Below are 23,104 nucleotides of genomic sequence, written 5' to 3'. Positions count from 1 at the left end.
GGGCGGGGCTCGACGATCGTTCGGCGCCCGGCCTAGCCGCAGGCGCCTTCTTTTTGTCGGGTCAACCCCCATATCGACGGCGCCGCGCCGTCCGGTTTTCCGTCAACCTCCTTTCTCGGCGTCTTCCGATTGTCTGCTAGCGGCGTTTTTAGTCCGCCAGCGCCGTCTCGTCTTGTGTCGCCGCGAGGCCCTCGAGAAAATCGCCCAGCCTTGTGATGCGGCGCAGCGTGGCGAAGCGGCGTGCCGCCTCCGGGTCGCGGCCGCGCATCTGGTTGAGCCATTGCTTGAGTAGCGACACCACGACCCGTTCGGGAAGTGTGCTATGCTGCAATGCCGCATAGGCGCGGAGGATCTCGGCCCGGGCCGCCCAGGGCGTGGCCGGCAGGCGCTCGCCCGTGGTCTGCCAGTGGCGGATGCGCGGTGCCAGCCAGGGGTCCGCCAGGGCGCCACGGCCGAGCATCACGTCCCGGCAGCCGGAGAGGGTGCGCGCCTTCCAGTAGTCCTCCAGGGTCCAGATATCGCCATTGGCGATCACCGGAATGCTCAGGGCGCGACGGATGCGGCCGATCCACTCCCAGTGGGCCGGCGGGCGATACCCCTCGTCCCGGGTGCGGGCATGCACCACCAGGTGGCGGGCGCCGCCGCGTTGGGCCGCCAGGGCGCAGGCCAGGGCCAGGCGACGATCGGAGAAGCCGAGGCGGATCTTGGCGGTCACCGGGACCCTGGTGCCCACGGCTTCCGCCACGGCGGCCACGGCGCGCTCGACCCGCCGCGGGTCGCGCAGCAGGGCGGCGCCGCCATCGTGACGATTGACGGTCTTGGCCGGGCAGCCGAAGTTGAGGTCGATGCCGCTGGCGCCCAGGCGCAGGGCCTGGTGGGCATTGGCGGCCAGGGCCTCTGGGTCGGAGCCCAGCAGCTGCAATTGCACCGGGATGCCGCTGGGGGTGGCGGGGGGCGCGACCCTCAGTTCCGGGCAGTGCTTATGGAAGACCCGGGGCGGCAGGCGGGCATCGACGACGCGCACGAACTCGGTGACCGTCCAGTCGAAGCCGGGACGCTCGGTGAGCAGGGTGCGGGCATGGGCGTCGATCACGCCCTCCATGGGCGCTAGGCCGATCCGTCCCTGATGTAGTAAATTAACAAGCTGGTCAACCATGGTGCCATTGCAAACTTTGTAGATTCAGGCAGCGTATTGTATCAGCCGAATAGCGCTCGCCGCCCGGCAAGTTCACCGGCAGCGAGCGAAGCAAGGGGAACATTGAGATGCTGGACACGGAACTCTTACAAGAAGGCCTGGCCCTGATGGGCTTCGGCATGGGCTTCGTCTTCGTCTTCCTGACGTTGCTGGTCATCGCCACCACCCTGATGAGCGGGGTGGTCAATCGACTGGTGCCGGTGCCCGAGCCGAAGGCGGCGGCCGCGGCGCCGGCCCGGCAGGACGACGAGGAACTGCTGGCGGTGATGAGTGCCGCCGTGCACCGCTATCGCCGGCGTCATCGTCGCTAAGGCGAAACGCTTCGCACCGGGATTCGCCCTCCCGACTGTCACGCTTCGACTTCCAATCATAAGGACGACAAGGTCATGAGTCAGACCCAACGCCCGCTGGGCATCACCGATGTGGTGCTACGAGACGCTCATCAGTCACTGCTTGCCACCCGCATGCGCCTGGATGACATGCTGCCCATCGCCGAGAAGCTCGACCGGGTCGGCTTCTGGTCGGTGGAGTCCTGGGGCGGCGCCACCTATGACGCCTGTATTCGCTACCTGGGCGAGGATCCCTGGGAGCGCATCCGCGCCCTCAAGGAGGCGATGCCCAATACTCGCCAGCAGATGCTGCTGCGCGGCCAGAACCTGCTGGGCTACCGCCACTATGCCGACGACGTGGTGGACAAGTTCGTCGAGCGGGCGCGTACCAATGGCGTGGACGTCTTCCGGGTCTTCGACGCCATGAACGATCCGCGTAACCTGGAGCGGGCCATCGCCGCGGTGCGCAAGGTGGAAGGCCATGCCCAGGGCACCCTTTCCTACACCGTCAGCCCGGTGCATACCCTGGATGGCTGGGTCGAACTCGGCAAGACGATCGCCGCCATGGGCGCCGACTCCCTGGCCATCAAGGACATGGCTGGCCTGCTCAAGCCCTACGACGCCTATGAGCTGGTCACCAAGCTCAAGGCCGCGGTGGACATCCCCATCCATATGCAGTGCCATGCCACCACCGGCATGTCCACGGCGACCGCCCTCAAGGCCGCCGAAGCGGGTATCGACAACGTCGACACCGCCATCTCCTCCATGTCCATGACCTATGGCCACAGCCCTACCGAGTCGGTGGTGGCCATCCTCCAGGGCACCGAGCGGGACACCGGTCTCGACCTGGAGCTGCTGGAAGAGGTCGCCGCCTACTTCCGCGAGGTGCGCAAGAAGTACGCCGCCTTCGAGGGCTCGTTGAAGGGCATCGACTCGCGCATCCTGGTCGCCCAGGTGCCCGGCGGCATGCTCACCAACATGGAGAGCCAGCTCAAGGAGCAGGGCGCCGGCGACAAGCTGGACGACGTCCTGGCCGAGATTCCCAAGGTGCGCGAGGACCTGGGCTTTATTCCCCTGGTCACCCCCACCTCCCAGATCGTCGGCACCCAGGCGGTGATGAACGTGATGATGGGTGAGCGCTACAAGTCGATCTCCAAGGAGGTCCAGGCGCTGCTCAAGGGCGAGTACGGTGCCGCCCCCGCCGCGTTCAACCAGGAGCTGCAGGCGCGGGTGCTGGAGGGCGGCGAGCCCATCACCTGCCGTCCGGCGGATCAGTTGGCGCCGGAGATGGATCGCCTGGCCGCCGAGCTCAGGGACAAGGCCAAGGCCGAGGGCATCCGCCTGGCCGAGGGCGAGCGCGAGATCGACGATGTCCTGACCTATGCGCTCTTCCCGCAGATCGGCCTGAAGTTCCTCAAGAACCGCGACAACCCGGATGCCTTTGAGCCGGCGCCCCAGGCTGCGGACAACGGCGCTTCCCAAGTGCCGGCCAAGGCCGAGGCCAAGGCACCGGCGGCGGCCGATGGACCCGAGACCTATACCCTCACCGTCAACGGCAAGCAGTATGTCGTCGAGGTGGCCGAGGGTGGTCAGATCGAGCGGGTGCAGGCCCAGGGCGGTGCCGTCCAGCCGGCCGCTCAGCCCGCTCCGGCGGCGCCCGCCGCCGGTAGTGGCGAGGCCATCGCCGCGCCCCTGGCCGGCAATATCTTCAAGGTCAACGTCAAGCCGGGCGACAGCGTCGCCGAGGGCGATGTGGTGATCATCCTCGAGGCGATGAAGATGGAGACCGAAGTGCGCGCCGCCATCGGCGGTACCGTCGCCGAGGTCAAGGTCAAGGAAGGCGACAGCGTATCGGTCGGCGATACGCTGATCGTTCTCTAAGGGCATCGTCATGGATAAGTTGCTGACTCTCTGGTACGGCTCGGGGCTCTACAACCTGGGCCTGGGCCAAGTCGTGATGATCGCCATCGGGCTGGTGCTGCTCTACCTGGCGATCCACAAGAAGTTCGAACCGCTGCTGTTGGTGCCCATCGGCTTCGGCGGCATCCTGGCCAATATCCCCGAGGCGGGCCTGGCACTTTCGGCGCTGGATCAGGCCATCGAGGTGGCGCGGCCGGCGGTGCTCCAGGAACTGGCCTCGGCCATGCAGGTGAGCCTCGGCGGCAGCGATGTGGAGGCGTGGCGCACCACCCTCTACGGCGTCGCCCATGATGGCCTGCCACCGGAGCTGGTGCGGGCCGCCACCGATATCGCCAAGGGCGCCGGTTACAGCAATGGCATGCTGTACCAGTTCTACAGCGTGGCCATCGCCTCCGGCATCGCGCCCCTGGTGATCTTCATGGGGGTGGGGGCCATGACCGACTTCGGCCCCCTGCTGGCCAATCCGCGCACCCTCTTCCTGGGGGCCGCGGCACAGTTCGGGATCTTTGCGACCCTGCTGGGGGCCGTGGGGCTGTCGGCCATGGGGGTGATGGATTTCTCCCTCAACCAGGCCGCCGCCATCGGTATCATCGGCGGGGCCGACGGGCCCACCTCGATCTATGTGTCGAGCATCCTGGCGCCGGAGCTGCTGGGGGCCATCGCGGTGGCGGCCTACGCCTATATGGCGCTGGTGCCGCTGATCCAGCCGCCGATCATGCGTGCCCTGACCAGCGAGAAGGAGCGGGCCATCGCCATGACCCAGCTGCGCCCGGTCTCCAAGCTGGAGAAGATCGTCTTCCCGCTGGTGCTGCTGGTGCTGGTGGCGCTCTTCCTGCCGGATGCCGCGCCGCTGCTGGGGATGTTCTGCTTCGGTAACCTGATGCGCGAGTGCGGCGTGGTGGAACGCCTCTCCGATACCGCCCAGAACGCCCTGATCAATATCGTCACCATCTTCCTGGGGCTGTCGGTGGGCTCCAAGCTGGTGGCCAGCCAGTTCCTGGCGATGGAGACCCTGGGCATCATGGGGCTGGGGATCGTGGCCTTCGGCATCGGTACCGCGGCGGGCATCCTGATGGCCAAGCTGCTGAATTCGGTCAGCAAGATGCCGATCAATCCGCTGATCGGTTCGGCGGGGGTCTCGGCGGTGCCCATGGCGGCGCGGGTCTCCAACAAGGTGGGCCTGGAGGCCAACCCGCACAACTTCCTGCTGATGCATGCCATGGGGCCCAACGTGGCCGGGGTGATCGGCTCGGCGGTGGCCGCCGGGGTGATGATCAAGTACCTGGGCTAAGGCTTCGGCCGGCTCGCATGCTCTTCGATGGCGCCCCAAGGGGCGCCATCGTCGTATGGGGGCGCGAAGCCGGCTGACTCGCTTGGCCAAGCGCGGGGCTGGCTGACTCGCTCCTCGCCGGGACGAAACCCTGACGCTCCGCTTGCGACTGACGCGCCGGGGCGGACCGAGGTCCCTCTCGCCGCCCCTGGGCTCGACATCCCTGTCGATCCCACGCGAGTCGCTCGCTTCTCGTCAGCGTCTCGGCGACGTCGCTTCGCTAGCCAGCTCCGCGCTTACGTAGCAATGCCTCCGCCCCGAGACAAGCATGGCCAGAAAGGTGAGCGGCGCTGGGGATAGAACGGAGCGGGGGCTTTTTGACCAGGGGTGAGGAGCACGGCTCCGAACGGGTTGGCCATGGATGGCCAGCCCCGGTCCTGCGAGTGGAGCAGGATGCGAGAGCGAAGCAGGGCATCGGTAGCGCCCAGGGAGGGGTTTACAGCGCCCCGCGACGGTCTGTCCCCAGGCAAGCCGCGTGTGAAGTCGCCAGTGAGTCAGCCAACCCCGTTTATCGGCCGCTGAGCGCTAGTCGGCGCCACACGTCGCCTCTTGCATCGGGGGAGTAGGCTAGGGGCTATCGAGCAGGCGCACGTCGCCCTTGAGGCGGGCGCTAAGCGGGGTGATATCGACGGGCTCGCCCTGGGGCCAGCCCACGGTGAGGATGACCCCGTCGGCGCCATAGTCGACGGCCTCGATGGGCACGTCCCGGCCCTCCAGCCAGTGCCGGGCCTCCGCCTCGCCGGCGAAGGCCACCGCCAGGCGCCGCGATTCCCGCGGGGTGAAGGGGCGGGTGGGTAGCGCCTCCAGGGCCTGGGCCACCGCCTGGGCATAGGCCCGGGCCAGGCCGCCGGTGCCCAGCTTGGTGCCGCCGAAGTAGCGGGTCACCACGCAGCCCACCTGGCCCAGGCCGCTGCCCTCCAGTACCTGGTACATGGGGCGGCCGGCGGTGCCGCCGGGTTCGCCGTCATCGGAGAAGCCGATGGCCTGCTGTTCGCCGGGCGGGCCGGCGATAAAGGCGCTGCAGTGGTGGCTGGCATTGGGATGCTGGCGCCGCGCCTTGGCGAGCAGGGCCTCGAAGTCGGCCGGGCTGGGCGCATGGCAGACCCAGGCGAGGAAGCGGCTCTTCTCCACCTCCAGCTCATGGGCCAGCCACTCATCCGCGGGCAGGTCGGGAACCGGGTAGCTCATCCATCCAGGCCCTGACGCACCACACCCATCACCAGGCCCAGCACCTGGACGTCGTCGTTCTTGAGGAAGATGGGGGCCATGCTCTCGTTGGCGGGCTGCAGGCGCACGCCGCGCTTCTCGATATAGAGCTTCTTCAAGGTGACCTCCTGGTCGTTGATCATCACCACGGCGGTTTCGCCATTCTCGGCGCTCTCCTGGCGCTCGATGATGATAACGTCGCCGTCATGGATATTGCAGTCGATCATCGAATCGCCGCGCACCCGCAGGGCATAGGTATTGCGGCGTACCATGCGACTGGGCACATGGATGGCGCCGGCCTGATGGCAGGCCTCCATGGGCATCCCGGCGGCGACCTGGCCGAGCAGCGGGATCTCCACCAGGTCGCTGTCATCGAGGACTTCCCAGGCGTCGGCCAGGGGCAGGTTGGGGCGGCGGTAGAGGTAGTGGGTGGCGACAGACTGCATGCTCCATCTCCCTTGCGAGGCGGCGCGAAGCCGGAAGGCCGGTTCACTGTAACTATTTACAGTAGTCTGAATCATAGCAAGGCCTGGCCAACTGGCAAGCGCCACCTTCGACCGAGTCGCGATGCGACCGGCTGACGCACGGCCCATGCTGGTCTGGGAAAGGCTTTCCATGTAAAGTGCGCGGCTGACCATCGACGCCGGGAGAGTGTGGTGAGCTTCCGCCTGCAAGGCTGCCAGTTGAGCTGTGAACGCGACGGGCGCGAGCTGTTTCGCGACCTGGATTTCGACGTCGAAGGCGGCCAGATCCTGCGTATCGAAGGACCCAATGGCAGTGGCAAGACCAGCCTGCTGAAGATTCTCTCCGGCCAGTTGCACGACTTCGAGGGCGAGCTGCGCTGGTGCGATCAGCCGCTCTCCCGGGTGCGTGACCATTACCTGACCAACCTGCTCTACCTCGGCCATGCGCCGGGGGTCAAGGCGGCCCTGACGCCCCTGGAAAACCTCGCCTGGTACCAGGCCCTGGCCGGCGACGCCGGCAACGAGGCGGCGCGCCTGACGGCCCTGGAGCGGGTCGGCCTGCTGGGCTTCGAGGATGTGCCGGCGGCCCAGCTGTCGGCGGGGCAGCAGCGCCGGGTGGCCCTGGCCCGTCTGGAGCTGACCCCGCGCCCCCTGTGGGTGCTGGACGAGCCCTTCACCTCCATCGACAAGCAGGGCGTCGAGGCCCTGGAGCAGCGGCTGCTGGCCCATGCCCGCCGCGGCGGCAGCGTGATCCTCACCACCCACCATGACCTGACGCCCCTGGGCGAGCTACGGCGGATTCGCCTGGGCGAGGGAGGGCGCCATGTCATCCAGTAATACCCTCGATCGGCCCCTGGCGATCATGGAACCCCACGGCGGCCTCGGGGTCGCACTTATCGCGACCCTGAGGCGCGACCTGACCCTGATGCTGCGCCGGCGCAGCGAGGTGATGAACCCCCTGGCGTTCTTCGCCCTGGTGATCACCCTGTTTCCCCTGGGGCTCTCCCCGGATCCCGAGTTGCTGGCCACGGTGGCGCCGGGGCTGCTGTGGGTGGCGGCCCTGCTGGCGACCCTGCTGTCGCTGGATTCGCTGTTCCGTGCCGACTTCGAGGATGGCAGCCTCGAGCAACTGCTGCTGGCCCCCCAGCCCCTGGCCGCCATGGTGCTGGCCAAGGTGATGGTACACTGGCTGCTGACCGGCCTGCCCCTGGCGCTGATGGCGCCGGTGCTGGGCCTGATGCTGGGGCTGCCCGCGGGCAGTCATCTGATCCTGATGCTGGCCCTGGCCCTGGGCAGCGCCAGCCTGAGCCTGGTGGGCGCCATCGGCGCCGCCCTGACGGTAGGCCTGGCGCGGGGCGGGGTCTTGTTGTCGCTGCTGGTCTTGCCGCTCTATATCCCGGTGCTGATCTTCGGCGCCGGCGCCGTTCAGGCCGCCCTGCTGGGGGATGGGGTCGCCGCTCATCTGGCGATTCTCGGGGCCCTGCTGGCCCTGGCGGTGATGCTGGCGCCCTGGGCCATCGCCGCGGCGCTGCGCATCAGCGTCAACGGATAATTTTTTCGAGGGTTTCGACGCACATGTGGGCCTTTATTCATAAGCTCGGTTCGCCCAAATGGTTCTACGGTATCAGTGCGCGCCTGATGCCCTGGTTCTGGATCGCCGCCGCGGCCCTGATCCTGGTCGGCAGCGTCTGGGGCCTGGCCTTCGCCCCCGCCGATTACCAGCAGGGCAACAGCTTCCGCATCATCTATGTGCATGTGCCGGCGGCCTTCCTGGCCCAGTCGATCTTCATCAGCATGGCGATCGCGGGACTGGTCTTCATGGTCTGGAAGATCAAGGTGGCGGACATGGCGGCGGCGGTGATGGCGCCGCTGGGGGCGGCCATGACCTTTATCGCGCTCTTCTCCGGCGGCGTCTGGGGCATCCCCACCTGGGGCACCTGGTGGATGTGGGATGCGCGCCTCACCGCCATGCTGATCCTGCTGTTCCTCTATATCGGCGTCATCGCCCTGCGCGGTGCCTTCGCCAGCCGTGACAGCGGCTCCCGGGCCGCCTCGGTGCTGGCCATGGTGGGGGTGATCAATATCCCCATCATCAAGTACTCGGTGGACTGGTGGTACACCCTCCACCAACCCGCCTCCTTCACCATCACCTCGCGCCCCGCCATGCCGCTGGAGATGTGGGCGCCGCTGCTGCTGATGGTGCTGGGCTTCTACTGCTTCTTTATCGCCCTGACCCTGATGCGCACCCGCAACGAGATCCTGCGTCGCGAATCCAATAAACGCTGGGTGCGGGCGCTGGCCGAGGAGACGCGCTAATGGCCTTCGATAGCTTTCAGGACTTCCTGGCCATGGGCGGCCATGCCCCTTATGTCTGGACCGCCTGGGCCCTGACCGCCGTGTTGCTGGTGGGCAGCGTGCTGTACGCCCGTGCCGAGCGCCGCCAGCTGCTGCGAGAACTCAAGCGGCGTGCCCGGCGGGAGCGCCGGGCGGCCCGCGAAACCGATGTCGAGGAAGGTGCATGACCCCCAAGCGTAAGCAGAAACTGTTCGTCATCCTGGGCCTGGTGTCGCTGGCGGCCATCGCCATCGGCCTGACCCTCTATGCCCTGCGCTCCAATATCAACCTGTTCTTCAGCCCCATCCAGATCGCCGCCGGCGAGGCTCCCATCGATCGCCAGATTCGCGCCGGCGGCATGGTCAAGGAGGGCAGCGTGGCGCGTAATCGCGACAGCCTCGACGTGGAGTTCGTGGTCACCGACTTCGTCGAGGACCTGGAAGTGCGCTACAGCGGCATCCTCCCCGACCTGTTCCGCGAGGGCCAGGGCGTGGTGGTGGTGGGGCGCCTCACCGACGAGGGGGTGCTGCGCGCCGACGATGTCCTGGCCCGCCACGACGAGAATTATATGCCCACCGAAGTGGCCGAGGCCCTGGAGGCCGCCGGCTACTCGCCCGCCGACTACGGCGTGAAGATCGATTGAGGCCACCGGAGTCACCATGCTGATCCAGATGATCCCCGAAATCGGCCATTTCGCCCTGGCCCTGGCCCTGCTGATGGCCCTGGTGCAGGCGGTGATGCCGCTGGCCGGGGCGGCGACCCGCCGCCCGCTGTGGATGGCCTATGCGCGCCCCATGGCCGGCGGCCAGTTTGCCTTCGTGTTGCTGGCCTTCCTGTGCCTTTCCGCCAGCTACCTGCTCGACGACTTCAGCGTCGCCAACGTGGCCAACAACTCCAACTCCCTGCTGCCCTGGTACTACAAGGTCAGCGCCGTCTGGGGCAATCACGAGGGCTCCATGCTGTTGTGGGTCCTGATGCTGGCCGCTTGGGGCTTCGCCGTGTCGCGTTTCTCCCGCAACCTGCCCGAGGCGATGCTGGCCCGGGTGCTGGGGGTCATGGGCACGATCAGCATCGGCTTCCTGGCCTTTATCCTGATCACCTCCAACCCCTTCGAGCGGCTGCTGCCCAACATGCCCGGCGATGGCGCCGACCTCAACCCGCTGCTCCAGGACTTCGGGCTGATCATTCACCCGCCGACCCTCTATATGGGCTATGTGGGCTTCTCGGTGGTCTTCGCCTTCGCGATCGCCGCCCTGCTGGGCGGCCGCCTGGATGCCGCCTGGACCCGCTGGGCGCGGCCCTGGACCAATATCGCCTGGGCCTTCCTCACCGTGGGTATCGCCCTGGGCAGCTGGTGGGCCTATTACGAGCTGGGCTGGGGCGGCTGGTGGTTCTGGGACCCGGTGGAGAACGCCTCCCTGCTGCCCTGGCTGGCGGGCACGGCGCTGATCCACTCCCTGGCGGTGACCGAGAAGCGCGGCGCCTTCAAGAGCTGGACGGTGCTGCTGGCCATCACCACCTTCTCGCTGTCGCTGCTGGGGACCTTCCTGGTGCGTTCCGGGGTGCTCACCTCTGTGCACGCCTTCGCCAATGACCCCAGCCGCGGCTTCTTTATCCTCGCCCTGCTGGGCGTCACCGTGGGCCTGTCGCTGCTGATCTTCGCCCTGCGCGCGCCGCGGGTCAGCCATGCGGTGGGCTTCCACTGGATGTCCCGGGACGCCCTGCTGCTGATCAACAATATCCTGCTGGTGATCATGACCGTCACCGTGCTGCTGGGCACCGTCTATCCGCTGCTGCTGGACGCCCTGGGGCTGGGCAAGATCAGCGTGGGCCCGCCTTACTTCAACGCCCTCTTCGTGCCGCTGACCGTGGTGCTCTGCCTGTTCATGGGGCTGGGGCCGGTGTCCCGCTGGAAGCGCATGGCGGGGCGTGAGCTGGGGCGGCGCCTGGCGCTCTCCGGCCTCGCCGCCCTGGTGATCGGGATCCTGGCGCCGCTGCTCTATGGCGGCGAGTGGAACCTCTGGGTCAGCCTGGGGCTGGTCAGCGCCCTGTGGCTGGTGCTGCCGATCCTCCGCGACCTCTACGACAAGAGCCGCAAGGCCTCGTCGTGGCTGGCCGCCCTCAGGCGGCAGTCGCTGGCCTACTGGGGCATGGTGCTGGGGCATATCGGCGTGGCGGTGACCATCGTCGGGGTCGCCGTGGTCTCCAATTACAGCGTGGAGCGCAATGTCCGCCTGGCCCCCGGCGACAGCGTCCAGGTGGCCGGCTACGAGTTCACCATGACCGAGCTGCGGTCCCGGCGCGGCCCCAACTTCCTGGCCGATACCGCCATCATCGCGGTGAACCGAGAGGGCCGCTCCCGCGGCTTCACCATGGCACCGGAGAAGCGCATCTATATCGCCCGGGGCATGCCCATGACCCAGGTGGCGCTGCGCCCCGGCCTGTTCCGCGATCTCTATGTGGCCATGGGCGAGGACCTGGAGGACGGCAGCTGGGCCCTGCGCATCCAGTACAAGCCCTTCGTGCGCTGGCTATGGCTGGGCGGCCTGCTGATGGCCGCCGGGGGCGTGCTGGCGGTGGCGGATCGCCGTTATCGCAGCCGCCGCCGTAGCGAGGAGGAGGCCACCGTGCCCCGCGCCTCCCGGGAGGCCGCCGTATGAAGCGTCGCCTGATCCTGCTGGTGCCCCTGCTGGGGTTCCTGGTGCTGTCGATCTTCCTCTATCGCGGCCTCTCCCTGAACCCCGCCCATCGCGACTCGGCGCTGCTGGCCCGGGATTTCCCTGCCTTCGAGGCGGCCACCCTGGAGGACCCCGAGCGGCGCGTCGACCGCTCCCTGCTGGAGGGCCAGGTGACCCTGGTCAATGTGTGGGGTGAGTGGTGCCCGACCTGCAAGCAGGAGATGCCGCAGTTGCTCGACCTGGCGGAGCGTGGCATCCGCCTGGTGGGCATCGACTACAAGGATACCCGCGACAAGGGCCTGGAGTTCCTGGAGGAGTTCGGCAACCCCTTCGAGGTCAATATCTTCGACCCGGACGGCGAGCTCGGCTTCGAGCTCGGCGTCTATGGCGCCCCCGAGACCTTCCTGGTGGATCGCGACGGGATCATTCGCTACCACCACACCGGCTATATCACGCCGGAGGACGTGCGTGAGGTGATTCTTCCGGAGGTGCAGAAATGGCAGTGATGCGTTCCCTGGCCCTGTTGCTGGCGCTGCTGCTGGGCGGTGGCCTGGCCTGGGCCGGCGCCATCGAGACCCGGGAGTTCGATGACCCGGTGCTGGAGCAGCGTTACCACAGCCTGACCGCCTCGCTGCGCTGCCCGCTATGCCAGAACCAGGCCATCGACGATTCCGATGCCCCGGTCTCCGCCGATATGCGCGAGCGGGTCTATGGGCTGCTGATGGACGGTCGCTCGGATATCGAGATCCTCGGCCATATGACCGAACGCTTCGGCGACTATGTGCTCTATAACCCGCGCCTGGAAGGCCGCACCTACCTGCTGTGGGGCCTGCCCGGCGCCCTGGTGGTGCTGGGTGGCCTGCTGGTGGTGCTGGTGGTTCGAGCGCGGCGCAATGCCTCCGCCCGGCGCCTCAACGCCGACGAGCGCGCCCGCCTCGATGCCCTGATCAACCGCGAGAGGTCAGAATGACGTTACTCTGGATCGCCTTTGCGCTGCTGCTGGTACCGGCCCTGTGGCTGCTCAGCCAACCCCTGCGCCGGGCCGCCTCGGTGCATGCCGCCCAGCGTGACTTCGAGGACAACGACCGCTCCGCCGAGCAGAACGTGGCCATCTTCCGTCGTCGCCTGGCCTCCCTGGAGGCGGCCCGGGAGCGTGGCGAGATCGACGCCGAGCGCTTCGCGGAGGACAAGCTGGAATTGGAGCGCAGCCTGCTGGAGGATACCGCCAATCTCAAGGCGCGCCCCCTCAAGGCGGCGCTGTCTGGCCGCCTGGCGGTACCGCTGGTGATGGTGGCGGTGGTGATCGCCGCCGTGGCCTGGTACCAGCAGGAAGGCGAGGAGGATAACCTGGCCCTCTATGCCGCCATCCAGGAGGTTCGCCAGGCCCCCGAGGCCTCGGCGGGCGTGATGATCCAGCGCCTCGAGCAGGAAGCGGCCCGCCAGCCGGATAACCCCAATGTGTGGATGACCCTCTATCCCCTCTATCGGGATACCGGTCAGGGGGAGGCGGCGATCCGTGCCCTGGAGCGGCTGATCGAGCTGGAAGGTCGCCAGGTGACGCTGGTCGCCCAACTGGCCCAGATCGAGTTCTTCGTCGCCAACCGCAGCCTCACCGAGGAGGTCCAGGCGCTGGTGGACGAGGTGCTCGAGCGGGATCCTCGCCAACCCACGGTGCTGGGCATGCTGGGTATCGCCGCCTTCGACCGCGGCCGCTACGAGGAGGCCATCGACCACTGGCGCCGCGCCGTGGCGGGCTTCGAGGACCCGGCCTCCGCCGACGCCCTGCGCCAGGGTATCGCCGTGGCCCAGGAACGCCTGGGCGCCTCCCAGGACGAGATCGACGCCACCCTGGCCGCGGGGCCGGGACTCAATGTGCGCATCTCCCTCGACGAAGGCCTGGGCGAGGGGTTCGACGAGGCGACCGCGGTCTTCGTGGTGGCCCGGGACGTCGACGGCGAGCTGCCGCCCCTGGCGGTGGCCCGGCTCAGCGTCGCCGACCTGCCCGCCACCCTGCGCCTCAGCGATGCCAACGCCATGAGTCCCCAGGCGCGCCTCTCCCAGGTGTCGGAGGCGCGGCTGGTGGTGCGGGTCTCCCGCAGCGGCCAGGCCACCCCCCAGGCCGGCGACCTCCTCGGTGACCACGCCGCGGTGGCCCTGCAGGACGCCGACGCCGAGCCCATCGAGGTCCGCATCGACCGTATCGTCGACTAGCCGCCAACCAGGGACGGGTTATGCGCCTCACTTCCATCAAGCTGGTCGGCTTCAAGTCCTTCGTCGACCCCGTGACCGTGCCCTTCGATGGCAACATGACCGCCATCGTCGGGCCCAACGGCTGCGGTAAGTCCAATATCATCGACGCGGTGCGCTGGGTGATGGGGGAGTCCTCCGCCAAGACCCTGCGCGGCGAGTCCATGGCCGACGTCATCTTCAACGGCTCCACCGGGCGCAAGCCGGTGGGCCAGGCCGCTATCGAGCTGCGCTTCGATAACCGCGACGGCGGCCTCGGCGGCGCCTATGCCCAGTACGCCGAGATCTCGGTGAAGCGCCAGGTGACCCGGGACGGCCAGTCCGGCTACTTCTTCAACGGCCAGAAGTGCCGGCGTCGCGATATCGCCGACCTCTTCATGGGCACCGGCCTGGGGCCCCGCTCCTACGCCATCATCGGCCAGGGCATGATCTCGCGGCTGATCGAGGCGCGTCCCGAGGACCTGCGTTCCACCCTGGAGGAGGCCGCCGGCATCTCCAAGTACAAGGAGCGCCGCCGCGAGACCGAGAACCGCATGCGCCGCACCCAGGAGAACCTGGAGCGCCTGGACGATATCCGCGAGGAGCTCGACAAGCAGCTCGAGCGCCTCAAGCGCCAGGCCGAGGCGGCGCGCCGCTACCGTCAGCTCAAGGAGCAGGAGCACCGCCTCAAGGGCGAGCTGGCGCTGCTGCGCGGCCGCGCCCTGCGTGCCGAGCAGGGCGAGCAGGAGCACCGGGTCCGCGACCTGGAGACCGCCGTGGAACGGGAGCTACTGGGCCAGCGCCAGTGCGAGTCGCGGCTCGAGGAGGCGCGGGTCGAGCACGACCGCCTGGCCGAGGAGCTGGAGGGCCACCAGGCACGCTTCTACGAGAGCACCGCCGCCGTGGCGCGCATCGAGCAGAGCCTGGAACATGCCCGCGGCCGCGAGGCGCAACTGGCCCGGGACCTGGAGAGCGCCCGCCGCGAGCTGGCCGACCTGGACCGCCTGGGCGAGGCGGATGGCGAGCGCCTGGCCGCGGTGGACGAGCGCCTGGAGACCCTGGGCCCCGAGCAGGAGGAGGTGGCCGAACGACTCGCCGAGCTGGAGGCCGCCCTGGAGGAGGCCGAGGGCGAGGCCCTTGAGGCCGGCGAGCGCTGGGAGGCCTTCAACGACGCCTACCGGGAGGCGAGCCGCGAGGCGGAGCGTGCCCAGGATCGCATCAAGACCCTGGAGCAGGCCCTGGCCGGCATCGCCAATGAGCGCCAGCGCCGCCGCCAGCAGCGCGACGAACTGCCCGGCCTGGCCGAGCTGCGTGCCCAGCGGGACGAGCTCGCCGAGCAACTGGCGGAGGCCGACCTGGCCCAGGAGAGCCAGGAGACGCGTCGCGAGTCGCTGCAGGGCGAGCGTCAGGTCATCCGCGAACGCCTCGCCGAGCGCGAGAGCGAGCGCGAGACCCTGCGCCAGCAGCGCAGTCGCCTGGAGGGCGAGCTGGCCTCCCTGGAGGCCTTGATCGCCGCCGCCCTGAGCGACGACGACCAGGCCCTGGAGCAGCACCTGACGAGCCACGGCCTGGCCGCGGCGCCGCGCCTGGGCGAGCGACTCCAGGTGGCGGCGGGCTGGGAGGAGAGCCTGGCCTGGGTGTTGGCGCCCTGGCTCAATGCCCGCCTGGTCCCCCTGGAGGGGGGGCGCGAGGCGCTGGGCGGCCTGGTCGAGGGCGAGCTGGTGTTGCTCGACCCCGACACCGGCCCGACGGACGGCGAGGCCGACAGCCTGGCGGCCCGGGTCGAGGGCGCCGGCCCCCTGCAGGCGCTGCTGGCCGGCATCCGCTGCGTCGCCGATCAGGCCGAGGCCTGGCGGCGCCAGGCGAGCCTGGCCCCCGGCGAGAGCCTGATCAGCGCCGATGGCCTCTGGCTGGGCCGCGGCTGGGCGCGGCGTCGCGGCGCCCAGGCCGGGGGCGATGGCCTACTGCTCAACCGTCGCCGCCGGGACGAGGTGGCCGAGTCCCTGGCCCAGGCCGGCGAGCGCCTGGAGGCCCTGGAGGCGGAACTCGCCGAGCTCAAGGCCCAGGAAGGCGACCTGGAGCAGGCCCTGGAGCGTTGCCGCGAGGACGAGCGGGAGCAGCAGGGGCGGCGCCAGCAGCTGGCCCTGGCCGAGGCCAACCTGGCCAGCCGCCTGGAGCACCTGGCCAGCCGCGCCGAGGAGCTGGACGAGGAACTGGCGCGGCTCGCCGAGCGTCACGAAGAGAGCGAGCTGACCCTGGAGGAGGCCCGGGAGGCCTGGCAGCAGGCCATGGCGCGCCTCGAGGCCCAGAGCGAGACCCGCGAGACCCGGGACCGCCAGCGCCGCGAGGCCGCCGAGCGCCTGGCCCAGCTGCGCGGTCGCCAGCGCCCCCTGGCGGAGCGCGCCCAGCAGCTGGCCCTGGAGCATCAGCGGCTGACCACCGAGCGGGCCGGCCTGGCCCAGCAGCAGGGCCGCGGCGAGGAGGCCCGGGCCCGCCTGGAGGAGAAGTGCGCCGAGCTGGAGGAGCAGCGCGAGATGCTGCGTGAGCCGGAGGAGGAGCATCGCGAGCGCCTCGACGAGCTGTTGCATGAACGCGACAAGGCGGAACGCGCCCTCAACGCCTGCCGCAACCAGGCCGCCGCCCTGGGCGAACGGCTGCGCGAGGACGAGCTGGCCCGCCAGGCCCACGAGCGCAACCTCGAAGGGGTCCGCGAGCGCCTCCAGGAGGCGCGGCTGCAGGGCCAGGCCCTGGCCATGAAGGCCGAGGCCCAGGACGAGCAGCTTGCCGAGCTGGGCCACGATGTCGCCACCCTGGAGGCCGGGCTCGATCCCAATGCCACCGAATCCGCCTGGCAGGCCAACCTGGAGGCCACCGCCGAGCGGATCCGCCGCCTGGGGGCCATCAACCTGGCGGCCATCGAGGAGTACGAGCAGCAGGCGGAGCGCCGCGACTACCTGGAGGCCCAGCACGCCGAACTGAGCGAGGCCCTGGAGACCCTGGATCGGGCGATCCGCAAGATCGACCAGGAAACCCGCACCCGATTCAAGCAGACCTTCGATCAGGTCAACGAGGGGCTACAGACCCTTTTTCCCAAGGTCTTCGGCGGCGGGACCGCATGGTTGACGCTCACCGGCGACGATTTGCTGGAGACCGGGGTGGCCATCATGGCACGCCCCCCGGGCAAGAAGAACAGCACCATTCATCTGCTCTCCGGGGGCGAAAAGGCCCTGACTGCCCTGTCGCTGGTCTTCGCCATCTTCCAGCTCAATCCGGCGCCCTTCTGTATGCTCGATGAGGTGGATGCCCCCCTGGATGATGCTAACGTGGGGCGCTACGCCAAGCTGGTAAAGGAGATGTCGGAGTGGGTACAGTTCATCTATATCACTCATAACAAGATCGCCATGGAGGCAGCGGATCGCCTCATGGGGGTGACCATGCAAGAGCCGGGCGTCTCGCGACTGGTATCCGTGGGCGTGGAAGAGGCCGCGGTGCTGGCCGAGGCGTGATGATTCCGGTGGCTGGTGTCGCAAGATGGGGACGGATAGGTTCCCCTCGATCAGGGAATAAGAAGGGGCGATTGCGCGGGGCCGGGTCAATACTTGACATTCAAAAAAGTGGCCCCGTTTTTGGTAATCGCGCTATGCTGGTGTCGAACGTTTCATTCAGGCATGGCGCCTTAGCAGACAGGCAAGACGACCCATGGAACTAAGAGAGTGGCTAATCATCCTGGGGCTGGCCCTGGTGACCCTCATCGTTATCGATGGTGTGCGTCGCCTGCAGCGTCAGCGTCGAGTGCCCCGGCTGGACCGTGTCGATGGCAGTGCCGTCGATGACGCCCGGGGGCAGGAAGAGGATCCCGAGGCGGCGGCCCGTGAGGCCGAGCTGAACTGGGAGTTGCCCAACGGAGGGGCTCGGGTCGTGCGACCCGCCAGCTACGAGAGTGAGCCCCCACGTCCGGCGGCCAAGCCCAAGTTGACCCGCCAGGAGCACCCCGGGCCTTCCCGGGTGCTGGCCGAGTGGCAGGCCAAACGCCCGGCGGCTTCCGCCGAGGCGGCCGCGAGGCCATCCAGTGGAGAGGCACCCGACACCGAGCGGGAGTCCACCGTGGGCGACGCCCCCGAGCCGGTCGCGTCACCGGAGGCGGCGCGGACGGCGTCGCCCGAGGCCGCATCCGGCCTGGAGCAAGCCGAGCCGGCCCGCTCCAGCGACGCGGAGGCGATGGAACCCCCATCGGAGCCTCGGCCGGCCGAGCCCAAGCGAGAGGCCAGGGACGAACTTAAGCAGGCCGAACCCAGGCAGGCCGAACCCAGCCTATCGCTACCGGATGCAGGCGATACGCCGCCTGCCGAGCCGGCGGTGGGCGAAGGCGCCACCTCCGAGTCAGGCGAAGCGAAGGCGGCTCCCGCCCTGGTCACCGATCCCGCCGATCATGATTTTCACGGCGACGACGAGCGCTATCGGCTGGTGGATTTCGACGGCATGGCGGACTCCTTCAAGAGCGGTTCGGTGAAGATGGGGCACTCGATGCAGCGTTTCGGGGCCGGCATCAAGAAGGGGTTGAGCGAGCGCCGCGAGCAGAATCGCAAGCGCAAACAGGAGCGCGAGCGCCTGAAGGCCGAGCAGGCCGCCGCCGAGGCGGCGCGTCGCCAGCAGCAGGAGGTCGAGCGTCAGCGTCTGGCCGCCGAGCAGCAAGCCGCCGAGCAGCAGCGCCTGGAGGCCGAGAAACAGGCCGCCCCGAGCCGTGAGATCGAGCAGGAAGATCCGCTGTTCACTTTCGCGGGGCCCAGTCATCGGGACAGTCGCTATTCGGACGAAGTCGTCGAGTCCAATAACGTACCCGAGGCATATCATGACGAAGTGGCCGCTCCCCATCCGGTGGTGGAGAAGGCGCTGCGCAACGACGTGGAAGCCCCCCAGGCCCGGGAAGCCCTCTCCCATGCCGAGGAGATCATCGTCATCAGCGTGATGTGTCGAGAAGAGCAGGGCTTCTCCGGCACCGCCCTGCTCAAGCTGATGCTGGCCTGCGGCCTGCGCTACAGCCGCGAGATGGGTATCTTCCACCGCTTCGAGACCGAGGCCGAGGATAGCCCGCTGCAGTTCTCCATGGTCAATGTGGTCAAGCCCGGCACCTTCCCGCTGGACGCCATGGACGAGTTCACCACCCCGGGCATCACCTTCCTGATGCCGCTGCCGGCGGCCGAGGACACCTCGGCGGCCTTCGAGGCCATGGTGGAGTGCGCCATGGTGGTGGTGCGTCACCTGGGTGGCGAGCTCAAGGACGAGAACCACAGCGTGATGACCGCCCAGACCGTGGAGTTCGCCCGCCAGCGGGTCCACGAGTTCGAGCGTCGCCATCGCCTGCAGCGTTATCAGGTCAATTAAAGCCGGACGCTCGACGCCGGAAGAACACCCCCGCAGGACTATTGGCAGTTGGAATGGCTGAGGGGCGCTGGGGGCAGGATGGAGCGGGGGTTTTTTGCCAGGGATGGCAAAAGTAGCGCCCAGGGAGGGGTTCACAGCGCCCCGCGACGGCCTGCCCCCAGGATAGCCCCCTGGTCCCAACAGAGAGTGGCAATCTGCCAGAAAACACCCCCCGATGGTCTCCGTCGGGGGGTGTTGCTTTGGTAAGCTAGGCACCGATGCCGGCCTTTTGCCCTAGACCGAGACCCTTGATTTCCATGACCCAGCCCGATCAGACGATCCGCGACGAGGTGGCGCGGTTGCGCGCCGAGCTCGACGATGCCAACTACCGTTACTACGTCCTCGACGACCCCCGCCTGACCGATGCCGACTACGATCGCCGGCTGCGGCGCCTGCAGCAGTTGGAGGACGATTACCCGGCGCTTGCCAGCGAGGACTCCCCCACCCAGCGGGTGGGGGCCGCCCCGGCGGCGGGCTTCCCCGAGGTGCAGCATGCGGTCCCCATGCTCTCCCTGGACAACGCCTTCGACGAGGAGGAACTGGCCGCTTTCGTCAAGCGCCTCGCCGAGCGTCTGGAAATGGACGGCGACGACCTGGCCTTCTGCTGCGAGCCCAAGCTGGACGGTGCCGCGGTGTCGCTGGTCTACGAGCAGGGGCGCCTGGTCAGCGGCGCCACCCGGGGCGACGGTCGCACCGGCGAGGGCATTACCTCCAATCTGCGCACCCTGCGCTCCATCCCGCTGCGGCTGCGCGGCGAGGCGCCCCCCGAGCTGCTGGAGGTGCGCGGCGAGGTGACCATGCGCCACGACACCTTCGAGGCGATGAACCAGCGCGCCCGGGACGAGGGCACCAAGGTCTTCGCCAACCCCCGCAATGCCGCCGCCGGTAGCCTGCGCCAGCTCGACCCTCGGATCACCGCCACCCGGCCCCTGGAGTTCAGCGCCTACCAGGTGGCCCGCATCCAGCCGGATCCCGGCGATGCCACCCATAGCCAGCTGATGGCTCGCCTGGGTGAGGTCGGCCTGCGCACCAGCGCCGAGCTGGCCGTGGTGACGGGCGCGGCGGGGGTGATCGACTACTGCCGGCGCCTGGGCGAGAAGCGCGACGCCCTGGGCTACGACATCGACGGCGTGGTGATCAAGGTGGACGACCTGCGCCTGCAGCGCGAGCTGGGCTTCGTGGCCCGGGCGCCGCGCTGGGCCATCGCCTTCAAGTTCCCCGCCCAGGAGCAGGTCACCCGCCTCAACGACGTCGAGTTCCAGGTCGGCCGCACCGGTGCCATCACCCCGGTGGCGCGCCTCGAGCCGGTGGCGGTGGCCGGGGTCACCGTCGCCAATGCCACCCTGCATAACGCCGACGAGATCGCTCGCCTGGGCGTGAGAATCGGCGATAGCGTGGCCATTCGCCGCGCCGGCGACGTGATTCCCCAGGTGGTGCGGGTGGTCACCCCCGCCGAGGCGGGCTGGGAGATCGTCTTTCCCAGCCGCTGCCCGGTCTGCGATTCCCAGATCGAACGCCTGGAGGGCGAGGCGGTGGCGCGCTGCTCCGGCGGCCTCTACTGCGCCGCCCAGCGCAAGGAGGCCCTCAAGCACTTCGCCTCCCGCCGCGCCCTGGATATCGAGGGCCTGGGGGTCAAGCTGATCGACCAGTTGGTGGAGCGGGACTGGGTCAAGACCCCGGCGGACCTCTTCCGGCTGCGCGCCGCCCACCTGGCGGAGCTGCCGCGGATGGGCGAGAAGTCCGCGGAGAACCTGGTGGCGGCCCTGGAGAAGGCCAAGCAGACGACGCTGGCGCGCTTTATCTATGCCCTGGGCATCCGCGAGGTGGGCGAGGCCACCGCCGCCAACCTGGCCCGCCACTTCGGCACCCTGGAGGCGCTGATGGGCGCCGACCAGGAGGCCCTGGAGGCGGTGGATGACGTGGGCCCCATCGTCGCCCGCCATGTGCATACCTTCTTCCGCCAGCCCCATAACCGCGAGACCCTCGAGGACCTGCTCGGTTGCGGCCTGCGCTGGGAGGAGGCGGCGGTGGAGGCGCTGCCCCAGCCCCTGGCCGGGCAGACCTGGGTGCTCACCGGCACCCTGGAGAGCATGACCCGGGACCAGGGCAAGGCGCGCCTCCAGTCCCTGGGCGCCAAGGTGGCCGGCAGCGTTTCCAAGAAGACCGCCGGCCTGGTGGCCGGCGAGGCCGCCGGCAGCAAGCTGACCAAGGCGCAAGAGCTCGGCGTGCCGGTGCTGGACGAGGCGGCCTTCCTGGAGCGCCTGGCCGCCTGGGAGAGTGGCGAGGCGGGGAACCTCGAGGAGAGCGACGAAACGAACGAGGAGAATCAAGCATGAGCGGACGCTTCGTGGAGGTGCCCCACCGGATGCTGCCGGGGGCGACCCTGGTCGCCCTGCTGGAGGCCTTCGTTACCCGCCAGGGCTATGACACCACCGACACCGGGGGCGGCATGGCCGCCTGGGTGGCGGAGCTGGAGGCGCAACTCGAGCGGGGCGAGCTGCTGATCGCCCATGACCTCCAGACCGAGAGCACCGAGGTGATGACCCTGGCCCAGTGGCGCGCCTTCGGCCGCGACCTGGCCGACGACGAGGAAGACTGATACGCCGCGGCCCGCCGATGGGCGGGCCGCGTGGCATGCTGGGGTGGGGCTCAGCCGAACAGCAGCGGCACGCCCAGTCCCGAGATCAGCAGGATCAGGGCGCCGCCCAGGCGCGAGGAGATCTGCGCGAAGGGCATCAGCTGCATGCGGCGTGCCGCCGAGAGTACCGCCACGTCACCGGTGCCGCCCATATTGGCCATGCACAGCCCGGCGGTGATCGCCGACTCGATGGGGTAGAAGCCCACCAGGCGGCCCAGCAGGCCGGCGCCCAGGGCGGCCCCGGCCACCACGGCGAAGACGATCAGCACATAGGCCGGGGTCAGCGCCTCGATCACCGTGCTCAGGTCGGTATAGGCCACGCCGATGCCGAACAGCAGGGCGAAGGTCCAGTTGCGGGCCACGAAGCCGTACCACTGGGTGGCGGCGTCGGCCAGGGACTGGGGCACCAGGCCGAAGACCTTGGCCAGGGCCACCGCCAGGATCATCAGCGCATAGGGGTGCAGCGGCACCAGTTGGGCCAGCAGTTGGCCGCCGAGGTAGAAGCCCAGGGCCACCATGACGCCGAGGCCCATGGCCGAGAGATCCAGGCGCTGCTCGCGCTCCTCGAGCTCGACCCCGGGCATGATCTGACCATTCCCGGAGAGGCTCGGGTAGCGCTCGCCCAGCTTGGCCAGCAGGCTGGCGAAGACGATGGCGAAGACATTGCCCAGCGCCAGGGCCGGCACCAGCAGGGAAATATAGTAGCTGGCCGGCTGGCCCAGCATCTGCTCGTAGATCTGGCTCATGGGCACGGCGCCGGCGCCCATGCCGCCGCCGAGGATCGGCAGGGTGATCACCAGCACGGCGTCGCTCAGGGTGAAGCCCACCAGGGAACCGATCAGCGCCGCCAGCAGGGCCGCGCCGATCACCGCCCCGAAGATGGGCACGAAGTAGCGGCTGCCGATGGTGACCAGCGAGCGGGCGTCCATGCCCAGGATGCTGCCGGTGATCAGGGCGGCGATATAGAAGTTGAGGAAGTCGCCGCCCTTCATGAAGTCGGTGATGGTCGCGCCGACGCCCGCCGGCATCACCGGGAAGTACATCAGCGCCGCGGCGCCGAAGATGGCCAGGATGGCGCCGCCGCCCAGGTAGCTGCGCACGATCGGCAGGCGGTCGCCGATAAAGCCCAGCAGCTCGCCCAGCACCATCATCACCAGCAGGCCGCCGATCATCCCGGCGGGCAGGGTGTCGGTATAGATGGCGGTGAGCAGCACCGCGGTGAGCAGGGCGAAGGCGGGTAGCGGCATGCCGGCGATGCGCGGCAGGCGGGGGCGCGTCGCCAGGGGCGCGGCCAGGGTGGAATCGGCGTGACTCATGCATCTCCTCCTGCCTCCCGGGGCGGGAGGCCTCTTGGCCCGGAGGG

General features: G+C 68.9%; 20 protein-coding genes. 16 read left to right on the top strand and 4 right to left on the bottom strand.

Annotated features, from left to right (window positions below; genetic code table 11):
- Nucleotides 1-148 precede the first annotated feature (148 nt).
- Nucleotides 149-1,102 (bottom strand): tRNA dihydrouridine synthase, encoded by a 954-nt coding sequence (locus ACQ1W9_RS16920; RefSeq protein ID WP_431024402.1) that lies wholly within the window; start codon nt 1,100-1,102, stop codon nt 149-151.
- A 161-nt stretch (nt 1,103-1,263) separates the two neighbouring features.
- Between ACQ1W9_RS16920 and ACQ1W9_RS16915 the strand changes: the two genes are divergently transcribed.
- The 3 genes from ACQ1W9_RS16915 to ACQ1W9_RS16905 all read left to right on the top strand — a co-directional run bounded on the left by ACQ1W9_RS16915 (nt 1,264) and on the right by ACQ1W9_RS16905 (nt 4,735).
- Nucleotides 1,264-1,506, top strand: a complete 243-nt coding sequence (locus tag ACQ1W9_RS16915; RefSeq protein WP_431024401.1) for an OadG family protein — start codon at nt 1,264-1,266, stop codon at nt 1,504-1,506.
- Between the two features lie 75 nt (nt 1,507-1,581).
- A complete protein-coding gene (oadA, locus tag ACQ1W9_RS16910; RefSeq protein WP_431024400.1) occupies nt 1,582-3,405 on the top strand; it encodes a sodium-extruding oxaloacetate decarboxylase subunit alpha in 1,824 nt (607 codons plus the stop codon).
- Between the two features lie 10 nt (nt 3,406-3,415).
- Nucleotides 3,416-4,735, top strand: coding sequence for a sodium ion-translocating decarboxylase subunit beta (locus tag ACQ1W9_RS16905; protein ID WP_431024399.1), 1,320 nt, complete (start codon nt 3,416-3,418; stop codon nt 4,733-4,735).
- Nucleotides 4,736-5,341: 606 nt separating this feature from the next.
- Here the strand turns inward: ACQ1W9_RS16905 and ACQ1W9_RS16900 are convergent.
- Nucleotides 5,342-5,962: an IMPACT family protein gene (locus tag ACQ1W9_RS16900; RefSeq protein WP_431024398.1), complete on the bottom strand. Its 621-nt coding sequence runs from the start codon at nt 5,960-5,962 to the stop codon at nt 5,342-5,344.
- A complete protein-coding gene (lexA, locus tag ACQ1W9_RS16895) occupies nt 5,959-6,426 on the bottom strand; it encodes a transcriptional repressor LexA (RefSeq protein WP_431024397.1) in 468 nt (155 codons plus the stop codon). Before lexA ends, ACQ1W9_RS16900 begins: the two co-directional genes overlap by 4 nt.
- A 210-nt stretch (nt 6,427-6,636) precedes the next feature.
- Between lexA and ccmA the strand changes: the two genes are divergently transcribed.
- The 13 genes from ccmA (at nt 6,637) to ACQ1W9_RS16830 (ending at nt 21,702) form a co-directional block, all read left to right on the top strand.
- Nucleotides 6,637-7,281, top strand: coding sequence for a cytochrome c biogenesis heme-transporting ATPase CcmA (gene ccmA, locus ACQ1W9_RS16890; protein ID WP_431024396.1), 645 nt, complete (start codon nt 6,637-6,639; stop codon nt 7,279-7,281).
- Nucleotides 7,268-7,996 (top strand): heme exporter protein CcmB, encoded by a 729-nt coding sequence (ccmB, locus tag ACQ1W9_RS16885; RefSeq protein ID WP_346062757.1) that lies wholly within the window; start codon nt 7,268-7,270, stop codon nt 7,994-7,996. The genes ccmA and ccmB overlap by 14 nt, the downstream gene beginning before the upstream one ends.
- A gap of 23 nt (nt 7,997-8,019) precedes the next feature.
- Nucleotides 8,020-8,760, top strand: a complete 741-nt coding sequence (locus ACQ1W9_RS16880) for a heme ABC transporter permease (protein WP_431024395.1) — start codon at nt 8,020-8,022, stop codon at nt 8,758-8,760.
- Entirely contained in the window at nt 8,760-8,966 is a 207-nt protein-coding gene (gene ccmD, locus ACQ1W9_RS16875) for a heme exporter protein CcmD (protein WP_346062755.1), read from the top strand. Before ACQ1W9_RS16880 ends, ccmD begins: the two co-directional genes overlap by 1 nt.
- The gene (gene ccmE, locus ACQ1W9_RS16870; protein ID WP_431024394.1) at nt 8,963-9,421 is read left to right on the top strand and encodes a cytochrome c maturation protein CcmE; all 459 of its coding nucleotides are present in this window, start codon (nt 8,963-8,965) and stop codon (nt 9,419-9,421) included. Before ccmD ends, ccmE begins: the two co-directional genes overlap by 4 nt.
- A gap of 16 nt (nt 9,422-9,437) precedes the next feature.
- Entirely contained in the window at nt 9,438-11,438 is a 2,001-nt protein-coding gene (locus ACQ1W9_RS16865; protein WP_431024393.1) for a heme lyase CcmF/NrfE family subunit, read from the top strand.
- A complete protein-coding gene (locus tag ACQ1W9_RS16860) occupies nt 11,435-11,962 on the top strand; it encodes a DsbE family thiol:disulfide interchange protein (RefSeq protein ID WP_431024392.1) in 528 nt (175 codons plus the stop codon). The genes ACQ1W9_RS16865 and ACQ1W9_RS16860 overlap by 4 nt, the downstream gene beginning before the upstream one ends.
- Nucleotides 11,953-12,426 carry a cytochrome c-type biogenesis protein gene (locus tag ACQ1W9_RS16855; RefSeq protein ID WP_431024391.1) on the top strand — a complete coding sequence of 158 codons (474 nt, stop codon included), beginning with the start codon at nt 11,953-11,955 and terminating at the stop codon, nt 12,424-12,426. The genes ACQ1W9_RS16860 and ACQ1W9_RS16855 overlap by 10 nt, the downstream gene beginning before the upstream one ends.
- Nucleotides 12,423-13,667, top strand: coding sequence for a c-type cytochrome biogenesis protein CcmI (ccmI, locus tag ACQ1W9_RS16850; RefSeq protein WP_431024390.1), 1,245 nt, complete (start codon nt 12,423-12,425; stop codon nt 13,665-13,667). The genes ACQ1W9_RS16855 and ccmI overlap by 4 nt, the downstream gene beginning before the upstream one ends.
- Nucleotides 13,668-13,687: 20 nt before the next feature.
- The gene (smc, locus tag ACQ1W9_RS16845) at nt 13,688-17,188 is read left to right on the top strand and encodes a chromosome segregation protein SMC (RefSeq protein ID WP_431024389.1); all 3,501 of its coding nucleotides are present in this window, start codon (nt 13,688-13,690) and stop codon (nt 17,186-17,188) included.
- Between the two features lie 193 nt (nt 17,189-17,381).
- A complete protein-coding gene (gene zipA / locus ACQ1W9_RS16840; protein WP_431024388.1) occupies nt 17,382-19,064 on the top strand; it encodes a cell division protein ZipA in 1,683 nt (560 codons plus the stop codon).
- A gap of 296 nt (nt 19,065-19,360) precedes the next feature.
- The gene (ligA, locus tag ACQ1W9_RS16835; protein ID WP_431024387.1) at nt 19,361-21,439 is read left to right on the top strand and encodes an NAD-dependent DNA ligase LigA; all 2,079 of its coding nucleotides are present in this window, start codon (nt 19,361-19,363) and stop codon (nt 21,437-21,439) included.
- On the top strand, nt 21,436-21,702 hold the full coding sequence (locus ACQ1W9_RS16830; protein ID WP_346062746.1) for a YheU family protein: 267 nt from the start codon (nt 21,436-21,438) through the stop codon (nt 21,700-21,702). Before ligA ends, ACQ1W9_RS16830 begins: the two co-directional genes overlap by 4 nt.
- Before the next feature lie 50 nt (nt 21,703-21,752).
- Here the strand turns inward: ACQ1W9_RS16830 and ACQ1W9_RS16825 are convergent, their stop codons facing one another.
- The gene (locus ACQ1W9_RS16825) at nt 21,753-23,057 is read right to left on the bottom strand and encodes a 2-hydroxycarboxylate transporter family protein (RefSeq protein WP_431024386.1); all 1,305 of its coding nucleotides are present in this window, start codon (nt 23,055-23,057) and stop codon (nt 21,753-21,755) included.
- Between the last annotated feature and the right edge of the window lie 47 nt (nt 23,058-23,104).

It is taken from the genome of Halomonas sp. H5, assembly GCF_050613175.1.
Lineage (GTDB): Bacteria > Pseudomonadota > Gammaproteobacteria > Pseudomonadales > Halomonadaceae > Bisbaumannia > Bisbaumannia salifodinae.
The sequence above is the reverse complement of the archived record's forward strand: the minus strand, read 5'-3'. Positions and strand labels throughout refer to the sequence as shown.

Coding starts and splice junctions, on each gene's coding strand:
- ccmD (WP_346062755.1), top strand. CDS start 8,760: ATGGCCTTCGATAGCTTTCAGGACTTCCTGGCCATGGGCGGCCATGCC.
- ACQ1W9_RS16865 (WP_431024393.1), top strand. CDS start 9,438: ATGCTGATCCAGATGATCCCCGAAATCGGCCATTTCGCCCTGGCCCTG.
- ACQ1W9_RS16830 (WP_346062746.1), top strand. CDS start 21,436: ATGAGCGGACGCTTCGTGGAGGTGCCCCACCGGATGCTGCCGGGGGCG.
- zipA (WP_431024388.1), top strand. CDS start 17,382: ATGGAACTAAGAGAGTGGCTAATCATCCTGGGGCTGGCCCTGGTGACC.
- ACQ1W9_RS16915 (WP_431024401.1), top strand. CDS start 1,264: ATGCTGGACACGGAACTCTTACAAGAAGGCCTGGCCCTGATGGGCTTC.
- ACQ1W9_RS16880 (WP_431024395.1), top strand. CDS start 8,020: ATGTGGGCCTTTATTCATAAGCTCGGTTCGCCCAAATGGTTCTACGGT.
- smc (WP_431024389.1), top strand. CDS start 13,688: ATGCGCCTCACTTCCATCAAGCTGGTCGGCTTCAAGTCCTTCGTCGAC.
- ccmI (WP_431024390.1), top strand. CDS start 12,423: ATGACGTTACTCTGGATCGCCTTTGCGCTGCTGCTGGTACCGGCCCTG.
- ACQ1W9_RS16825 (WP_431024386.1), bottom strand. CDS start 23,057: ATGAGTCACGCCGATTCCACCCTGGCCGCGCCCCTGGCGACGCGCCCC.
- ACQ1W9_RS16855 (WP_431024391.1), top strand. CDS start 11,953: ATGGCAGTGATGCGTTCCCTGGCCCTGTTGCTGGCGCTGCTGCTGGGC.
- ligA (WP_431024387.1), top strand. CDS start 19,361: ATGACCCAGCCCGATCAGACGATCCGCGACGAGGTGGCGCGGTTGCGC.
- ACQ1W9_RS16860 (WP_431024392.1), top strand. CDS start 11,435: ATGAAGCGTCGCCTGATCCTGCTGGTGCCCCTGCTGGGGTTCCTGGTG.
- ACQ1W9_RS16905 (WP_431024399.1), top strand. CDS start 3,416: ATGGATAAGTTGCTGACTCTCTGGTACGGCTCGGGGCTCTACAACCTG.
- lexA (WP_431024397.1), bottom strand. CDS start 6,426: ATGCAGTCTGTCGCCACCCACTACCTCTACCGCCGCCCCAACCTGCCC.
- oadA (WP_431024400.1), top strand. CDS start 1,582: ATGAGTCAGACCCAACGCCCGCTGGGCATCACCGATGTGGTGCTACGA.
- ACQ1W9_RS16920 (WP_431024402.1), bottom strand. CDS start 1,102: ATGGAGGGCGTGATCGACGCCCATGCCCGCACCCTGCTCACCGAGCGT.
- ccmE (WP_431024394.1), top strand. CDS start 8,963: ATGACCCCCAAGCGTAAGCAGAAACTGTTCGTCATCCTGGGCCTGGTG.
- ACQ1W9_RS16900 (WP_431024398.1), bottom strand. CDS start 5,962: ATGAGCTACCCGGTTCCCGACCTGCCCGCGGATGAGTGGCTGGCCCAT.
- ccmB (WP_346062757.1), top strand. CDS start 7,268: ATGTCATCCAGTAATACCCTCGATCGGCCCCTGGCGATCATGGAACCC.